Raw genomic sequence first — 16955 nt, forward strand, 5'->3', positions numbered from 1 at the left:
CAATCTGGCTATAAACAGTGACAATAGTCCGAAAATACCCCTGGGAATGGAATCCCAGGTGAAATTTGATAAGAAAATTCTTACAATGGCAGAGATGATTACCCGACCATTTTCACGGAGCGACAGATGGCAAGTCATTTTGCACGTTGGGCACTCGCCCAAACCAGACCCCAGGTTCACCGACTCCCGCAGCAGATGGTAGAGCAGGCCAGCAGATTTTCCGAGAAACGTCGTACCCGCTTTCTGGCTGCCCGAAGCCTGCTCGCAGAACTGATGCTGCGCGTGTATGGCATCCCCCTTCTGCCCGAATTGATCACCACTGCCAGCGGACGCCCCTGCTTTGCTGACCCGGACCTCCCTGATTTTAGTCTGGCCTACGCCGGTAACATGGTCGGTGTGATGTTAGCTGAGGAACGGGGCCGCGCCGGACTGGATATGGAAATTGTCCGCGCACATAGCCGTCAGACCACGGAGCATCATTATGAGTGCCTGTCGTCGGGAGAGAAAGCGTGGATCAATGCACAGAATGATGCCATTGAGGCATCTACGCAGCTGTGGACGCTACGCCAAAGCATTCTAAAACTCACTGGCGAAGCGGATGAAGGAAAGGGTTCACTGCGCCTGCACCCGGCATCAGGACGACTGCGCTGCGTCACCTGGCCAGATATTCAGGCGCTGTGTGATGTTGAGCCATTGCTGGTGTGGTCCTGTGCGTTATCGCCAGGCACTGACAGATTGCATTTGTGGGAATATAACGGGGAAGATGGCTGGGAATCACTGCGGGATTTTAACGTTTATGCACACAATCTTGGGCCACGTACGCTGCGCCTGACCAGTCTGCCGGCGGAAAAACCGCTCTACCACTCCTGAGAGTCTAACGGGTGGCGTTACCCCCACCCGTTAGTCTGATTAATGCGCGTCGATAAACGCGATTTTCAGAACGAACAGTAGCGCCACGACCACGACGCACGGGCTGATTTCACGCCAGCGTCCCGTTCCCAGCTTCATCACGCAGTAAGAGATAAAGCCCAGTGCGATACCTTCAGTGATCGAGAAACTGAATGGCATCATCGCCGCCGTCACAAACGCCGGAACCGCTTCGGTCAGATCATCCCACTTCACGCGCGCCAGGCTTGAGGTCATCAGCACGCCCACATAGATCAGCGCACCGGCTGCCGCGTAAGCGGGGACAATACCCGCCAGCGGTGACAGGAACATCACCAACAGGAACAACACGCCCGTCACAACGGCCATCAGGCCGGTGCGACCGCCCACGGACACGCCGGATGAGCTTTCGATATAAGCAGTCACCGAAGAGGTACCGATAAATGAGCCGGCAACGGAACTGATACTGTCCACATACAGCGCCTGCTTCATACGCGGGAACTTACCCGTCTCATCAGTCAGACCGGCTTTATCCGTCACACCAATCAACGTCCCGGAAGAGTCAAACAGGTTGACCAGCATAAAGGAGAAGATGATCCCGGCCATACCAACGTTCAGTGAATCTTTCAGGTTAACCTGCCCCAGAACGGAGGTCACCGCAGGGGGCGCTGAGAAGATACCGGTATATTTCACATCGCCAATCGCCAGGCCAATCAGCGTGGTCACCACGATCGATACCAGCACCGCCGCATGGATATTGCGTGATGCAAGGATGGCGATAATAAAGAAGCCCAGCGCTCCCAGCAGTACGCTGTGCGAGGTCAGGTTACCTATTGTTACCAGTGTTGCTTCGTTGGCCACGATAATACCGGCGTTTTTCAGCCCCATCATCGCAATAAATAAACCAATACCGGCAGTGATCCCCACGCGCAGACTCAGTGGGATATTGGCAATCATCCAGTAACGCACACGGAAGATCGTCAGCAACAGCAGGCCAACCGCCCCCCAGAAAATAGCGCCCATTCCGATCTGCCAGGATATCCCCATCGCACCCACGACCACGAAGGCGAAGAAGGCGTTCAGCCCCATCGCGGGGGCCAGTGCCACAGGCAGGTTCGCGACCAGACCCATCAGAATACTGCCGCCGGCCGCTATCAGGCAGGTGGTAACGAAGACCGCCTGCGTATCCATGCCGGCCACGCCGAGGATCTGAGGGTTAACAAAAACGATATACACCATCGTCAAAAAGGTGGTGAAACCAGCAATCACCTCAGTACGAACGGTGGTGCCATGCTCCTGCAATTTAAAAATCCGTTGTAACAGACCGGGATTCGTCATTATGTGTTTCCAGAACGGAGAAAAGTTGTCGGCCGTTATCCTACCCCAAAATTTTGATTTTGGGATGACGATCACCCGGTTTTTTCGCAACCGATTGCGCTGTTTTACCCGTATTATCACAACCGTTAACAGTAATTGACATAATTCACCCCGCTTCGCGCTACTATCGGGTATCCACCCATTGGACAGAAGGAATCAGGATGACCGTGGAATGCATTTTTTTCGATTGTGACGGAACGCTGGTCGACAGCGAAATGCTCTGTACTCAGGCGTACGTCAACACGTTCGCGCAGTTTGGTGTCACGCTGTCGTTGCAGGAGATGTTCGAAAAGTACAAAGGGGTGAAACTGTACGACATCATCGCGGATGTCTGCCAGCAGCACCCGCTGACGACCCCGGTTGAAGTCCTGGAACCGGCTTATCGTCAGGAAGTGGCTCGCCTGTTTGACCTGGAGCTTAAACCGATTCACGGAGCAAAGGCTTTACTGGAAAAAGTGAGTGTTCCGGCCTGTGTCGTCTCTAACGGGACCGTCCCTAAAATGCAGCATTCGCTCGGCCTGACCGGCATGCTCTCCTTCTTTGGGGACCGCTTATACAGCGGCTATGACATTGAGCACTGGAAACCCGACCCGGAATTGATGTACTACGCTGCCAAACAGATGGGCGTACCGATTGAGCGCTGCATCCTGATCGATGATTCTGAAGCGGGGGCGAAAGCGGGTATCGCCGCCGGGATCCCGGTATTCTATTACTGCGTCGATGCGCATAATCCGGTTATCAACCATCCACTGGTGACGGTGTTTGATGATATGGCACAGCTGCCAGATTTATGGCTGGCGCGTGGCTGGCAGTTAACGCGCTAAATGGTGCAGGCCGGAAACAATCCGGCCTGTTGCCAAAGGGCGGTATAGAAAGAATTAAATACCGTCTCCCTCATTGATATGCCAGCGTAATGAATTTGACAACAGTGAAGCATGTTTAATAACTTTACCTTCATCAACCAGCTGTAAAAGAATATTTCGCATCATATAGATACTCTCGCCGCAATTATCCGCTAACTCTCTGGTTTTAGGCCATAGCGTGGGATCGGATAAATGCGTTCCCATTTTTGGCCGGGACGCAATTTCCTGACAGATTAGCGCCAGCATACGGAATGCCTCTTGCTTCTTGAGCTGAACCGCAGTTTTATTTCTTCTCATAGTTAATATATTAATGATAGCGTTAATCACCCGCCATGCATTACTCCTTGTCGCTATATTAATTATTTTCACGGCGAGGAGGGATCGTATTCGTACATAGTTATTATCGCTGCCAGTACCGATCCCACCCTGGTGACCAGTTGATATTTCTAACGCGGACGACATCAGAATCAAAATGGATAATAAAGAGAGGGTATATCGTCTCAACACTAAGAAAAAACACAAACCACTTACTGATTTCGAGACTATCGTTTTTTTTAAGTGCTGTAAACAACATAAGATCACAAAGAAAAAACAATACCACTATATGCCAATCAGGTTACCCATCCGATACATTCACCCTTTTATTAAAGTGTAATTTCCAATAAATAAGCACTTTAAGAATATTAATATTCTTAAAAAGAATAAACAGAAAAGGATTAATGGGAAATATCAGGCTAATATTATCCCGCGCTGAAGGATCAGCGCAGGATGCCGATCAGTTAGCCAATCGCGCCCAGAACATCATCGTTACCCTGCTTTTTCGGCAGCAGGAATATTGTGGCTATAATATCCAGCAGATAGATGAGTGCCAGCATGGTGATAGCAGCAGTAAATGACCACTGGCTGACCAGCAGCCCAATCACCAGCGGACCAAATCCACCCACGCCGCGACCCAGGTTAAACAAGACATTCTGCGCCGTGGCACGCACTTTTACCGGATAAGTGTCAGAAATCAGCGCGCCGTAACCGCCAATCATGCCATTCACAAACATCCCCATCAGCGCCCCGGTAAACAGCATGGTCGTCGGATCGCGCAGCTGAGCGTAAACCACCACCATCACCACTGCGCCGAACTGATACAGCAGGAAAATTTTCCAGCGGGAGAAGCGATCGGCCAGCAGACCAAATAACCAGATACCGAAGGTCATCCCGACGACCGTGACCGCGGTCCACAACCCGGATTTCGTCAGCGAGAAACCAAAGTTTGATGAAAGATAGCTCGGCATCCAGATCATCAGACCGTAATAACCAAAGTTCTGTACAGAACAGAGGATAAAGATGCCGATGCTGGCTTTGGTGGTCGCCGCATCCGCGAACAACAGCTTAATGCGCGCCGTGAACGACAGCCCCTGATTCACATCCACATGCTGGGTGAACGCTTCCGGCTCCCCCATGCCACGACGAATGGCAAACGAGGCCAGCGCAGGCAGCAGGCCAACGAGGAACATGCCGCGCCAGCCGATCACATTCAACAGCAATGGCGTGATAAATGCCGCCAGCAGCACGCCAAGCTGCCACCCCATACCTACCCACGCGGAAGCACGGTTACGCTTATTGGCAGGCCAGGCTTCCGCGATCAATGCCATACCAATACCGAACTCACCGCCCAGCCCCATACCCGCAAGGGTGCGATAAGCCAGTAAATCCCAATATCCCTGTGCCACTGCGCACAGCCCGGTAAAGACTGAAAACATCAGGATGGTGAAAGTCAGTACGCGAATACGTCCGAGGCGATCGCTGATATGGCCAAAAACAATGCCTCCCAGCACGGCACCAATCAGTGTCCAGGTGACCAGTGAACCGGCCTGCGAGGGGGATAACGCCAGCGACAGACTGATAGCGGGTAACATAAAACCGAGGATCAGCAGATCAAAGCCGTCCATTGCATAACCGCTGACAGCAGCGACCATCGCTTTGCCCGGCGTGACGCTACGCCTGTCCGGAGGGGAAATTGACATGGTTTTCTGGCCTTTTCATTGGAAATTTGCCGCAAGTATAAGTTTGACCGACAAAGGTATCCAGACGAAAAAGTGATGGGGAAGGAAGTCAGGCATGCCGGAGGGTTGGCACGCCTGAGCAAAGATTACGACGGGTTATTGCTGCCGGTATCATCGCCGGTCAGCAGTTTATCCAGCTGGTCACCGCCCACGTGACGGAAATCCTGGCCTTTCACGAAGTAGAAGATAATTTCGCAGATGTTCTGGCAGCGATCACCGATGCGCTCGATAGCACGCGCGCAGAACAAGGCCGTCAGCACACTCGGGATAGTGCGCGGATCTTCCATCATATAGGTCATCAGCTGACGCACGATGCCCTCATACTCCTGGTCAACCTTCTTGTCTTCACGATAGATTTCAATGGCGGCAGTGAGATCCATCCGTGCAAAAGCATCCAGTACGTCATGCAGCATCTGAATGGTGTGATGCCCCAGTGACTCCAGGCTCACCAACAGCGGCTGGTGCTGCTGGGTGAATTTTTCCAGCGCGGTACGGCAGATCTTCTCGGCAACATCACCAATACGTTCCAGCTCAGAGATGGTTTTGATGATCGCCATTACCAGACGCAGGTCGCTGGCGGTAGGTTGACGTTTGGCGATGATGCGCACGCAGGCTTCATCAATCTCCACCTCCATCATATTGACCTTGTGGTCCCCTTCGATCACCTTGTTCGCCAGCTCACCATCCTGGTTGTGCATCGCCGTGATGGCATCGGTCAACTGCTGCTCGACCATGCCCCCCATGGTCATCACCTGGGTGCGGATATGCTCCAGCTCGGCGTTGAACTGGCCGGAGATATGTTTGTTCAGATTTAAGCTATCCATTGTATTCTCCAGTCAAATCAACCGTAGCGGCCGGTGATGTAATCTTCAGTTTGCTTCTGATGCGGCTTGGTGAACAGTGTATCGGTATCACTGAACTCGATCAGTTCGCCCAGGTACATAAATGCCGTGTGGTCGGAGCAACGTGCGGCCTGCTGCATATTGTGGGTGACGATCACCACGGTGTAATCCTGCTTCAGTTCCGTAATCAGCTCTTCGATGCGCCCGGTTGAGATCGGGTCCAGGGCCGAGCAAGGTTCATCCAGCAATAACACTTCCGGGCGAATCGCAATACCACGCGCGATGCACAGACGCTGCTGCTGACCGCCGGAAAGACTGTAACCGCTCTGATGCAGCTTGTCTTTGGTTTCGGTCCACAGCGCCGCTTTCGTCAATGCCCACTGAACGCGTTCATCCATATCGGCACGTGACAGCTTTTCAAACAGACGCACACCGAAAGCAATGTTGTCATAAATCGACATCGGGAACGGTGTCGGCTTCTGGAATACCATGCCAACACGGGCACGCAGCAGGGCGATATCCTGGCTGGCGGTCAGGATGTTTTCACCATCCAGCAGAATTTCACCTTCAGCACGCTGCTCAGGATAGAGCGAGAACATCTTGTTAAAGGTACGCAGCAGCGTGGATTTACCGCAGCCGGATGGGCCGATAAACGCCGTCACCTGGTTTTTAGCAATATCCAGATTGATGTTTTTCAGCGCATGGAATTTTCCGTAATAGAAGTTCAAATCACGAACCTGAATCATCTTAGCGGAAGTCGTATCAACCATTTTTATCTCACTTAGTCCGCGCCGCTAACGCCGCGCTGCTCAATTAATGTTTGCTCTTGGCGAAGATCACGCGTGCCAGGATGTTCAGTAACAGTACACACAGCGTAATAATCAGCACGCCCGCCCAGGCCAGACTCTGCCATTCGGCAAACGGACTCATCGCGAACTTAAAGATGGTCACCGGCAGGTTCGCCAGTGGCTGCATCATATCGGTGCTCCAGAACTGGTTCGACAGCGAGGTAAACAGCAGAGGTGCGGTTTCCCCGGCAATGCGGGCAATCGCCAGCAGCACACCCGTCAGGATGCCGGAAACGGAGGCTTTCAGGGTAATCGCCGAAATCATCTTCCATTTTGGTGTCCCCAGGGCATACGCCGCTTCACGCAGGCTGTCCGGTACCAGTCTCAGCATGTTTTCGGTGGTGCGGATCACGATCGGGATTTGCAACAGCGCCAGCGCCACCACCCCGGCCCAGCCGGAGAAGTGCTGCATCTGCGCCACCACGATGGTGTAAACGAACAGACCGACCACAATCGACGGTGCCGAAAGCAGGATGTCGTTAATAAAGCGAATCACTTCCGCCAGCCAGGACTTACGGCCATACTCGGCCAGATAGATCCCCGCCATAATCCCCAGCGGCGTACCCACCGCGGTTGACCAGAAGATCAACAGACCGCTGCCTGCCAGGGCGTTTGCAAGGCCACCCCCTGCCGTATTCGGCGGGGGCGTATTCTCGGTAAACAGCGACAGCGTCATGCCATCAATACCGCGAGTCACGGTTGAAAACAGGATCCACACCAGCCAGAACAGACCAAATGCCATGGTCAGCAACGACAGGGCGAGGGCAATGCGGTTTTTCATCCGGCGCCACGCCTGCATCTTACGGCGTGAAGCGAGCAGTTCGTCACGCGCCTGCAATTCCATCGTGGTCATGAACGCGCTCCTTCACTTTTTGCCAGGCGCAGGATCATCAGTTTTGAACAGGCCAGCACGATAAAGGTGATCACAAACAGGATCAGCCCCAGCTCCATCAGCGCGGCGGTATGCACGCCCGATTCCGCTTCAGCAAATTCGTTCGCCAGCGCTGAGGTGATGCTGTTACCCGGCATAAACAGTGAAGCACTGTCGAGTTGGTAGGTGTTACCGATAATGAAGGTCACCGCCATGGTTTCACCCAGTGCGCGCCCCAGGCCCAGCATCACCCCACCAATCACCCCGTTTTTGGTGAAGGGCAACACAACACGCCACATCACTTCCCAGGTGGTACAGCCAATGCCGTACGCGGACTCTTTCATCATCACTGGCGTCTGCTCGAACACGTCGCGCATGACGGAAGCGATGTAAGGGATAATCATAATCGCCAGGATAATCCCGGCGGCTAAAATCCCGATACCAAATGCCGGGCCGGAGAACAGGGTTCCCACAATCGGCACGTTAGCCAGAACGTCACCGACGGGCTGCTGGAAATAGGTGGCAAACAGCGGAGCGAAGATAAACAGCCCCCACATGCCATACACAATGCTGGGGATAGCCGCCAGCAGTTCAATCGCCACGCCCAGTGGGCGACGCAGCCAGTTAGGGGCCAGTTCGGTCAGGAACAAAGCAATGCCGAAGCTTACCGGGACAGCGATAAGCAGGGCAATAATGGAGGTGACGACGGTACCGTAAATCGGCACCAGCGCACCAAACTGTTCGTTAGGCGCATCCCACTCTTTATTCCACAGGAACGAGAAACCAAATTTCTGGATACTCGGCCATGAAGAGATAATCAGGGAAACGATAATGCCACCGAGCAGCAACAGCACAATCAACGCAGCCAGTTTAACCAGCGCGCTGAAGATGATGTCACCCTGTTTTCCGGGAGCCTTGAATGCCGGCTTGGTTGCAGCCATAGAATTCTCGAGTCTGATACTGCTGATACGTATCGGGCCAGGCAAGCCTGGCCCATGGGGGCATACGCACCACGCGTCGTGGTGCTTACTGCGATAGCTTAGTACAGTGCTTTGCCGGAGCTGTCTTTCACATTGGTCTTCCAGGCGCTACGAATCTGCTCAACCACAGAATCTGGCAGCGATGCGTAGTCCAGGCCAGCCGTGGTTTTGCTGCCGTTTTTATAAGCCCAGTCGAAGAACTTCAGTACGGCGGCGCCTTTCTCAGCATTAGCCTGCTCTTTGTGCACCAGGATAAAGGTGGTAGAGGTGATTGGCCACGCGTTGTCGCCTTTCTGGAAGGTCAGGTCCTGAGCAAAAGATTTGGACCAGTCTGCGCCTTTCGCGGCATCGCTAAAGCTTTTCTCACCCGGTTCAATGGCTTTGCCATCCGCATCCACCAGCTTGGTGTAAGCCAGGCTGTTCTGTTTCGCATAGGCGTACTCAACGTAGCCGATTGAACCTGGCAGACGCTGTACGAACGCAGCCACGCCGTCGTTACCCTTGCCGCCCAGACCGGTTGGCCAGTTAACGGTGCTGCCTTTACCGACTTTGCTGCTCCAGTCGCTGTTCACTTTAGACAGGTAGCTGGTGAACACGAATGAGGTACCCGAACCGTCAGCGCGGCGTACCACGTTGATGTTGGAATCAGGCAGTTTCACGCCAGGGTTCAGCTTGGTGATGGCCGGGTCGTTCCACTTTTTGATGGTGCCGAGGTAGATATCACCCACGGTTTTGCCATCCAGCGTCAGCTGTCCAGATTTGATACCAGGAATATTAACCGCCAGTACCACCCCGCCAATAACTGTCGGAAACTGGAACAGGCCATTTTTTTCTAAATCTTCGTCTTTCATCGGCGCATCTGATGCACCGAAGTCTACGGTTTTAGCGATAATCTGCTTAACGCCGCCGGATGAACCGATACCCTGATAGTTAACCTGGCTGCCCGTCGCGGTGTTGTACTCTGCTGCCCACTTGTTATACACAGGTGCCGGGAATGTCCCGCCAGCACCGGTCAGGTTGGTCGCGGCCATTGCGGTAACGGCGCTCAGAGAAAGGGTTACTGCGACGAATTGAGCCAGGGTTTTGTGCATCAGTGTCATGTTCCCTCCACGGGATTAAAAAGTCAGGCCAGTTGCCGTGTTTGTCTAATTAATGATTGCTGCTGGAGGCAAAATAGGACAGTTTGGTGACAGTAAAATGTACGAAATATGACACTTTTGTGACACGCCACTCTAATCATGAAGGCTGACGTCAGTCGGTTTTTTCCATTACCGCACTCAATTCCGGATGGCGTTTAACCGGGCGCGTGGCCCACAGGGATGCAGCAACGATCAGCAAGCCACCCAGCCATGCCGCTGGTGTCAGCGACTCCTGCAACCAGAGCACGGCAAACAGGGCACCAAACAGCGGCTCAGACCCCATTAATAGCGAGGCGCGCGTCGGTGAGGTGCGCTTCACCGCATAGTTCTGCGCAAAGAAGGCAAACAGCGTGCAGAACAGCACCAGGTAAAGCGTCGGCCCCCAGAACAGCGTGCTCTCAGGCAGGGCCGGTATCCCATGCTCTGTCACCAGTAACACCACCAGCGAACCGCTGGCGACCACCCCGGTTTGTACCGCCGTCAGCGCCAGGGCAGGCACATTGCGATGCTGGGTCATTTTTTTCGTCAGGCACACCATCAACGCACGCAGCAGCGCAGCCCCCAGCACCAGCAGATCGCCCTTGTTCATCTCAATCTGCGTGCCGCCCACCAGCAGCATGGCCCCACACAGAGAAACAGCGGCAGCGATAAACACGCTGGTTTCCGGCCGCTGACGGAACATCAGCCATTCAACAAACGGCGTCAGCACCACACACAGGCTGATCAGAAATGCCGCATTACTGGCAGAGGTCAACGCCACCCCATAGGTTTCACACAGGAAAATAGCCAACAACACCGAACCCAGTATCAACCCCGGGGGCAGCGCCTGGCGCCAGCAGAGCCTTAACGTGGGTAAGAGCAGAACGAAGGTCAGCAAAAAACAAAAAAACAGAAACCCCACGACCGGATAGAAAAGAACGGCCTGTTTTGCCATACCGTAGCTGGTTCCCCAGACCACGGCGACAGCCAGTAACATCCACTCTGCGTAACGCTGTTGTTTCTCCACCTGCATTCCCCTGATGTTGGCGATAAACCCAACAGCGATTATGATGTTTTTCTCCAGTCGGAATAATCCGCTCTCACAAACAAGACTTGTGCGCTATGAGAACAAATCAATATATGGGTCTGCTGCCGTATATGGCAGTGTTCGTGAAAGTGGTGGAACTCGGCAGCTTCTCGGCGGCCGCAGAGAAGCTGGGCAGCACCGCATCGTCGGTCAGCCGTCAGATCGCCAGCCTGGAAAATGCCCTGGGGGTGAAACTGCTGGAGAGGACGACACGCCGGCTGCGCCTGACAGAAGCCGGAACTGTCGCCTGGGAGCGCTGCTTTGAGATGATGCAATCGGCAAAATCGGTGTTTGAACTGGCTGGGCGAATTAGTGACACCCCACAGGGGCGGGTGAGAATCAGCGCACCGCGTGCCTACGGTAAGGATTTGATCTCCCCGCACGTCGCTGAGTTTTTACAGCGTTACCCTGAGATCGATCTGCAACTGATGCTCACCGATCGTATGGTGGATTTAATCAGTGACGATGTGGACCTGGCGATCCGCATTACTGATACCCCGCCTCCGGGGCTGGTGGCACGCCCGCTGTTTCCTGTCAGGCACGTGCTCTGTGCCAGCGCCGAATACCTGCAACAGCACGGTATCCCAGAGCACCCGCAGGATTTAACGCAACACAACTGTATTTATCTGGGTGAAGTGCCCGGGGATAATCAGTGGAAGTTTCGTCATATCACCAACGGGGAGCAAATCAGCGTTGCCGTGCACGGGCGCTATGCCTCTAATCACAGCAAAGCCAGGCTGGAAGGCATCATTCATCATCTGGGTATCGGATGCCTGCCGCGCTTTTCCGCGCAACAGGTCATGGATAACCGACAGATTATTCAGGTCCTTCCCGAATGGGACTACATGACATCCTATTACGGGATGTCATGGATTTTGTATCATCCCAATCGCTATCTTCCCCCTAAATGCCGGGTACTTATCGATTTTTTGCTGGAGAAGCTGAAGCATCAGACAGCGCATTTGCAATCGCATTAAACATCAAAGAGGCTTCGAGCGGCTGGGCATCTGATGCCGGTTCTGCCTGTGGCCAGGCGGACCACTGAACAATCACCAGTTTCTGCGCCTGGTCGATGGCGATCATCTGGCCAAAAATACCTTCAGCCGACAGGGTCTTATTGCGCGTTAACCCTTCTGATGGTGCATCGTTTTTCGCACTCAAGGGCACACCGATGTTCCACCACTGGTAACCAAACTGTCCGTCAGGATAATCGGTCGTCACCGAGTTTTCGGCTTTGTTCCAGGTACTGGCCTCTTTCACCCAACCCTCGGGCAGCGTTTTCGTACCATCAGGCAGGATGCCATTGTTCATCACGAACAGACCAAACTTGCCCCAGTCTTCGAGCGTTGCGTTAAAGCCGTGTGCACCCACATCATGTTTGCCCGGCAGATAGCTGTGCCACACACCATCATTCACCATACCGTATGGCTGCCAGATGTTGTCCTGCAGATAGCGGGCCAGTGTTTCTCCGGTCGCTTTCTCCAGCGTGTCGCCCAGCACCCAGGCACCGCCGGAAGAGTAGGACCAGACCTGACCCGGTTTCGCATAGGTTTTACGCTGAGGGTCAAGCACTAGTTTGCTGACGCAGTCATAGGTGTCTTTTCCTGCTTCACACTGGGTCAGCTTGGCAAAATCAGATTGGGGATTGGTGTAATCCTCATTCCAGGTTACACCGGAGGTGTGCTGCAGCAGACTGCGTAGAGGGACATGTTCCCAGGCAGTGCCCCGTACCTCTGGATTGTACTTCACAGTCTCATCATCCAGCGAGGCTATCTTCCCCTGCTTCAGTGCGATCCCGACTAACGTGGACACCACTGATTTACCGACAGATCGCGAGGTCCATAGCGTCGTTTTCGTGTTCCCATGGCCGTAATAGTCCCAGACCTTTTTACCGTCTTTAATCACCATCATGCCTGTCACGTTATTGCGTTTAAGGTAATCTGCCAATGAGTAGTGATGCTGCTGATACTCATAGGACACGGCAGAGAGATTGCGATGAGCAACAGGGAGCGGTACACCTGCTTTGCTGGCGTGGAAAATATCGCCGGGATAGGATCGGTAGTCGTTACGGAAACCCACCACACGCTGCTGAGGCGTCCAGGTAAGCATATTTTTGACGTCTGGCAGGTTTTTATCCAGCGGAGCAGGACATGTCGTCAGTGGTACCGGGCAGGGTACCTTCGCTGATGAGGCATTCGCCTCGTATACGGTGCCAAAGCACAGCGCCATCAGACAAAACCCCGTTTGCATCTTTTTCATTCTATTCCCTTAAAAAGAACCTAAGAACGTTCATTGTAAGGAAAGGAGTAACGGGAATTTGTACAAAAAAAGTCCGGCCGACTGACGGAGCAGTCATACCGGACTCTTGAGCAGCACGCAGAGTTCACCTGCCTGCAGGGCGGGGCTTATTCAACCGTAACGGATTTTGCCAGGTTACGCGGTTGATCCACATCGGTGCCTTTGATCAGCGCCACATGATAGGACAGCAGCTGTAGCGGCACGGTGTAGAAGATAGGCGCAATCACCTCTTCCACATGCGGCAGCGGAATAATGCGCATGCCTTCGCTGTTGGCAAAACCGGCATCAATATCGGCGAAGACATACAGCAGCCCCCCACGGGCGCGCACCTCTTCGATATTTGACTTCAGTTTCTCCAGCAATTCATTATTCGGTGCCACCACAATAACCGGCATATCAGCATCGATGAGCGCTAACGGACCGTGTTTCAGTTCACCTGCAGCATAAGCTTCAGCATGAATGTAGGAGATCTCTTTCAGCTTCAGCGCACCTTCCATCGCGATCGGATACTGATCGCCACGGCCGAGGAACAGCGCATGATGCTTGTCTGAGAAGTCTTCCGCCAGTGACGCGATCAGCTCATCCTGCGACAGCATCTGTTCAATACGGCTTGGCAGCGCCTGCAAGGAGTGCACGATATCGTGCTCAACCTGCGGATCAACGCCTTTCAGACGACCGATTTTCGCCACCAGCATCAGCAGCACCGTTAGCTGAGTGGTGAAAGCTTTGGTCGACGCTACGCCGATTTCGGTCCCGGCTTTGGTCATCAGCGCCAGGTCGGACTCACGTACCAGCGATGAACCGGCAACGTTACAAATCGCCAGAGAACCAAGGTAACCCAGCTCTTTCGACAGGCGCAGGGCTGCCAGGGTATCCGCCGTTTCACCCGATTGAGACAGGGTGATCAGCAGGCTGTTTTTGCGTACTGCCGATTTGCGATAGCGGAATTCAGATGCAATCTCAACGTCACACGGCACGTTGGCCAGCGACTCAAACCAGTAACGGGAAACCATACCGGAATTGTATGAGGTGCCGCAGGCAACGATCTGAATGTGCTCAACGTTGGCCAGCAGCGTATCAGCCTGCGGACCCAGCTCGGAGAGATCGACTTCACCGTGGCTGAAACGACCACTCAGGGTGTTTTTAATCGCGACAGGCTGCTCGTAAATCTCTTTCTGCATGTAGTGGCGGTAAACCCCTTTGTCGCCAGCATCATACTGTGCGTTCGATTCGATCTCGGCACGTTTTACCTGATGTCCCTGACGATCAAAAATGGTCGCATCACGGCGGGTGATCTCAGCAATATCGCCCTCTTCCAGGTAGACAAAACGACGGGTCACGGGCAACAGCGCCAGCTGATCGGAGGCAATGAAGTTTTCCCCCACGCCGCGGCCTATCACCAGCGGGCTACCGGAACGTGCAGCCACAATAACCGACGGATCGCGGCTGTCCAGAATCACCATGCCATAGGCACCGCGCAGCTGTGGGATAACCCGCTGCACAACTTCACGCAGCGAGCCACCAGCCTGTTTCTGCTCCCAGTGCACCAGATGCGCCACCACTTCGGTATCGGTTTCTGAGGCAAAGGTATAACCACGCGCAATCAGTTGTTCACGCAGCGGTTCGTGATTCTCAATAATGCCGTTGTGAACAATGATGATATGTTCAGAGATATGCGGATGGGCATTCGCTTCCGAAGGTTCGCCATGCGTGGCCCAGCGCGTGTGCGCAATACCCGTTCCCCCCACCAGCGAGGTGGTTTCTGCTGCTTCAGCCAGGTTCTGCACCTTACCCAGACGGCGCAGTCGGGTGGCGTTACCCTGTTGATCAACAACGGCCAGACCCGCAGAGTCATAGCCCCGGTATTCCAGACGACGCAGCCCTTCGAGCAGGATTTCTGCTATATCACGCTGCGCTACAGCACCAACAATTCCACACATAATTATTTTCCTGACATGATGGCGGTAAGCCATCAGCGTTGTCTTCTGACCTGATTGTTCCCGTATATTCGGGTTCCCCGAGCCTTGTAGAGAGTGGGGATTATTTTTGTATTGACTGCATTTACAACAAAAACAGAGGGCGAGGCATGCCTCACCCCTTCATAAAATGGGCTTACTTTTTCTTTTCCGGGCGCTGCCAGCTTGCCTTCAACTGCTGTTCTTTACGGTTATACACCAGTCCCGCCACCGGGACGTTTTTCATAATGGTGGTTCCGGCTGCGATGGTGGCACCGGCGGCTACCGTTACCGGTGCAATCAGTTGAGTATCCGAACCGACAAATACATCATCACCGATGATCGTTTTCGATTTATTGACGCCATCGTAGTTGCAGGTAATGGTGCCTGCGCCAATATTCACATTAGCACCGATTTCCGCATCACCGAGATAACTCAGATGGCCCGCTTTAGAGCCTTTACCCAGGCGCGCTTTTTTCATCTCGACGAAGTTGCCCACATGCGCCCCTTCAGCCAACTCAGTGCCCGGACGCAGACGCGCGAATGGCCCGACAGTACAGCCTGATTCCAGCTGCGCATCTTCAATCACGCTGTACGGGCTGATAATGCTGTCATCAGCAATCACGCTGTTTTTAATCACACAGCCGCTACCGATTTTCACCCGATGACCCAACGTGACCTTGCCTTCGATGATCACATTGGTATCAATCACCACATCACGGCCGTGTATCAGTTCACCCCGCAGATCGAAACGCGCCGGGTCGAGCAACATCACCCCCGCCAGCAGCAGTTTTTCAGCCTGCTCAGCCTGATACACCCGCTCCAGCGTTGCCAGTTGCAGACGATTATTGACGCCCTCGGTTTCCGTGGTTCTTGCCGGATGCACCGCCGCGATCTGACGGCCTTCCTGATGGGCCAGGGCGATAATGTCGGTAATGTAGTATTCGCCCTGCGCGTTGTTATTGTCCAGCTTGCTCAGCCAGCGCTTCAGATCGGCGCCGTTAGCCAGCAAAATGCCGGTGTTGATTTCGTTAATCAGCAGTTGTTCAGGCGCTGCATCTTTCTGTTCGATAATGCCGACCACCTGACCCGCTTCACGGATAATACGTCCGTAACCGGTTGGGTTATCCAGAATGACGGTCAGCAGGCCAATGCCACCAGCGGGCTTTGCCGCCTGAAGCTGGCGTAGCGTGTCCACGGAGATCAGTGGCACATCGCCATACAGCATCAAAATGTCTTCGTCATCGGCGAAGTGAGGGGAAGCCTGCTGCATAGCATGGCCCGTACCCAGCTGTTCTGCCTGCAACACCCAGTTGAGTGCGCTATCAGTCAGCGTTTGTTTAAGCAGCTCTCCGCCGTGACCGTAGACCAGATGCACATGCTGAGCGCCCAAATGATTTGCCGCATCAATAACATGTTTAACCATCGGTTTCCCGGCGAGGGTATGCAGAACCTTCGGGAGATCGGAGTACATTCGGGTTCCTTTACCAGCGGCAAGGATCACCACGCTCATAGCACTGTTTGACATACGCGTCCTGAATCTGTTTAGTGAGAGAAGTAAATCGATTTATCCTTGAAAATTCTACATATTTTGCAGTAAAAAACGTACCGTCCGAAAAGTCTCGATTCGCAGATGATTTCCACCCTTTATCGCATCATAAAGCGCGGCTGACAGGGTAAATCCATCGATTTATGCCCAGTTTAGCGTGCAAAATTTGCTATGCCACTGGTTTATCGCTTATTTCACCAAGCGAACAAAGAGCGCATCCCGCGA

General features: G+C 53.6%; 15 protein-coding genes. 3 read left to right on the forward strand and 12 right to left on the reverse strand.

All coding sequences use genetic code 11. The features are described from left to right. The first annotated feature begins 126 nt into the window (after positions 1-126). On the forward strand, positions 127-870 hold the full coding sequence (locus WH279_RS02175; RefSeq protein ID WP_339454867.1) for a 4'-phosphopantetheinyl transferase family protein: 744 nt from the start codon (positions 127-129) through the stop codon (positions 868-870). A 39-nt stretch (positions 871-909) separates the two neighbouring features. Here WH279_RS02175 and WH279_RS02180 read toward each other — a convergent pair whose 3' ends face one another. After that, positions 910-2223, reverse strand: coding sequence for an NCS2 family permease (locus tag WH279_RS02180; protein WP_339454868.1), 1314 nt, complete (start codon positions 2221-2223; stop codon positions 910-912). A gap of 200 nt (positions 2224-2423) precedes the next feature. On the opposite strand from WH279_RS02180, the gene yieH reads away from it, so the two are divergent. Further along, positions 2424-3086 carry a 6-phosphogluconate phosphatase gene (gene yieH / locus WH279_RS02185; RefSeq protein ID WP_339454869.1) on the forward strand — a complete coding sequence of 221 codons (663 nt, stop codon included), beginning with the start codon at positions 2424-2426 and terminating at the stop codon, positions 3084-3086. A gap of 54 nt (positions 3087-3140) precedes the next feature. Here the strand turns inward: yieH and WH279_RS02190 are convergent, their stop codons facing one another. From WH279_RS02190 to WH279_RS02225, 8 genes are all read right to left on the reverse strand, one after another. Beyond that, complete coding sequence (locus WH279_RS02190) at positions 3141-3452, reverse strand: hypothetical protein (protein WP_227535408.1); 312 nt, start codon at positions 3450-3452, stop codon at positions 3141-3143. Positions 3453-3904: 452 nt separating this feature from the next. Beyond that, positions 3905-5143: an MFS transporter gene (locus WH279_RS02195; protein ID WP_339454870.1), complete on the reverse strand. Its 1239-nt coding sequence runs from the start codon at positions 5141-5143 to the stop codon at positions 3905-3907. Positions 5144-5268: 125 nt separating this feature from the next. Beyond that, positions 5269-6006: a phosphate signaling complex protein PhoU gene (gene phoU, locus WH279_RS02200; protein ID WP_133844830.1), complete on the reverse strand. Its 738-nt coding sequence runs from the start codon at positions 6004-6006 to the stop codon at positions 5269-5271. Positions 6007-6023: 17 nt separating this feature from the next. Further along, positions 6024-6794 carry a phosphate ABC transporter ATP-binding protein PstB gene (gene pstB, locus WH279_RS02205; protein ID WP_133844833.1) on the reverse strand — a complete coding sequence of 257 codons (771 nt, stop codon included), beginning with the start codon at positions 6792-6794 and terminating at the stop codon, positions 6024-6026. Between the two features lie 43 nt (positions 6795-6837). After that, on the reverse strand, positions 6838-7725 hold the full coding sequence (gene pstA / locus WH279_RS02210; RefSeq protein ID WP_133844834.1) for a phosphate ABC transporter permease PstA: 888 nt from the start codon (positions 7723-7725) through the stop codon (positions 6838-6840). Next, entirely contained in the window at positions 7722-8684 is a 963-nt protein-coding gene (gene pstC / locus WH279_RS02215) for a phosphate ABC transporter permease PstC (RefSeq protein ID WP_200642191.1), read from the reverse strand. The genes pstA and pstC overlap by 4 nt, the downstream gene beginning before the upstream one ends. Positions 8685-8782: 98 nt before the next feature. Continuing rightward, positions 8783-9823: a phosphate ABC transporter substrate-binding protein PstS gene (gene pstS / locus WH279_RS02220; protein ID WP_200642190.1), complete on the reverse strand. Its 1041-nt coding sequence runs from the start codon at positions 9821-9823 to the stop codon at positions 8783-8785. A 151-nt stretch (positions 9824-9974) separates the two neighbouring features. After that, positions 9975-10868, reverse strand: a complete 894-nt coding sequence (locus WH279_RS02225; RefSeq protein WP_339454871.1) for a DMT family transporter — start codon at positions 10866-10868, stop codon at positions 9975-9977. Between the two features lie 95 nt (positions 10869-10963). On the opposite strand from WH279_RS02225, the gene WH279_RS02230 reads away from it, so the two are divergent. Beyond that, positions 10964-11905, forward strand: a complete 942-nt coding sequence (locus WH279_RS02230; protein ID WP_339454872.1) for a LysR family transcriptional regulator — start codon at positions 10964-10966, stop codon at positions 11903-11905. Here WH279_RS02230 and WH279_RS02235 read toward each other — a convergent pair. The 3 genes from WH279_RS02235 to glmU form a co-directional block, all read right to left on the reverse strand. Continuing rightward, positions 11847-13187 (reverse strand): serine hydrolase domain-containing protein, encoded by a 1341-nt coding sequence (locus WH279_RS02235; protein WP_339454873.1) that lies wholly within the window; start codon positions 13185-13187, stop codon positions 11847-11849. The two genes, WH279_RS02230 and WH279_RS02235, sit on opposite strands and share 59 nt — an antisense overlap. Before the next feature lie 146 nt (positions 13188-13333). Then, positions 13334-15166, reverse strand: coding sequence for a glutamine--fructose-6-phosphate transaminase (isomerizing) (gene glmS, locus WH279_RS02240; protein WP_339454874.1), 1833 nt, complete (start codon positions 15164-15166; stop codon positions 13334-13336). 172 nt (positions 15167-15338) lie between these two features. Further along, on the reverse strand, positions 15339-16709 hold the full coding sequence (gene glmU / locus WH279_RS02245; RefSeq protein ID WP_339454875.1) for a bifunctional UDP-N-acetylglucosamine diphosphorylase/glucosamine-1-phosphate N-acetyltransferase GlmU: 1371 nt from the start codon (positions 16707-16709) through the stop codon (positions 15339-15341). Positions 16710-16955: the final 246 nt, after the last annotated feature.

Source organism: Erwinia sp. MYb375 (assembly GCF_037479175.1).
In the GTDB taxonomy this organism is placed as follows: Bacteria; Pseudomonadota; Gammaproteobacteria; order Enterobacterales; family Enterobacteriaceae; genus Erwinia; species Erwinia rhapontici.

Bases quoted from the DNA above. Each gene is read 5' to 3' on its own strand.
- yieH (WP_339454869.1), top strand. From the start codon at position 2,424: ATGACCGTGGAATGCATTTTTTTCGATTGTGACGGAACGCTGGTCGAC.
- WH279_RS02180 (WP_339454868.1), bottom strand. From the start codon at position 2,223: ATGACGAATCCCGGTCTGTTACAACGGATTTTTAAATTGCAGGAGCAT.
- WH279_RS02195 (WP_339454870.1), bottom strand. From the start codon at position 5,143: ATGTCAATTTCCCCTCCGGACAGGCGTAGCGTCACGCCGGGCAAAGCG.
- WH279_RS02230 (WP_339454872.1), top strand. From the start codon at position 10,964: ATGAGAACAAATCAATATATGGGTCTGCTGCCGTATATGGCAGTGTTC.
- pstA (WP_133844834.1), bottom strand. From the start codon at position 7,725: ATGACCACGATGGAATTGCAGGCGCGTGACGAACTGCTCGCTTCACGC.
- pstC (WP_200642191.1), bottom strand. From the start codon at position 8,684: ATGGCTGCAACCAAGCCGGCATTCAAGGCTCCCGGAAAACAGGGTGAC.
- pstS (WP_200642190.1), bottom strand. From the start codon at position 9,823: ATGACACTGATGCACAAAACCCTGGCTCAATTCGTCGCAGTAACCCTT.
- pstB (WP_133844833.1), bottom strand. From the start codon at position 6,794: ATGGTTGATACGACTTCCGCTAAGATGATTCAGGTTCGTGATTTGAAC.
- WH279_RS02235 (WP_339454873.1), bottom strand. From the start codon at position 13,187: ATGAAAAAGATGCAAACGGGGTTTTGTCTGATGGCGCTGTGCTTTGGC.
- phoU (WP_133844830.1), bottom strand. From the start codon at position 6,006: ATGGATAGCTTAAATCTGAACAAACATATCTCCGGCCAGTTCAACGCC.
- WH279_RS02175 (WP_339454867.1), top strand. From the start codon at position 127: ATGGCAAGTCATTTTGCACGTTGGGCACTCGCCCAAACCAGACCCCAG.
- glmU (WP_339454875.1), bottom strand. From the start codon at position 16,709: ATGTCAAACAGTGCTATGAGCGTGGTGATCCTTGCCGCTGGTAAAGGA.
- glmS (WP_339454874.1), bottom strand. From the start codon at position 15,166: ATGTGTGGAATTGTTGGTGCTGTAGCGCAGCGTGATATAGCAGAAATC.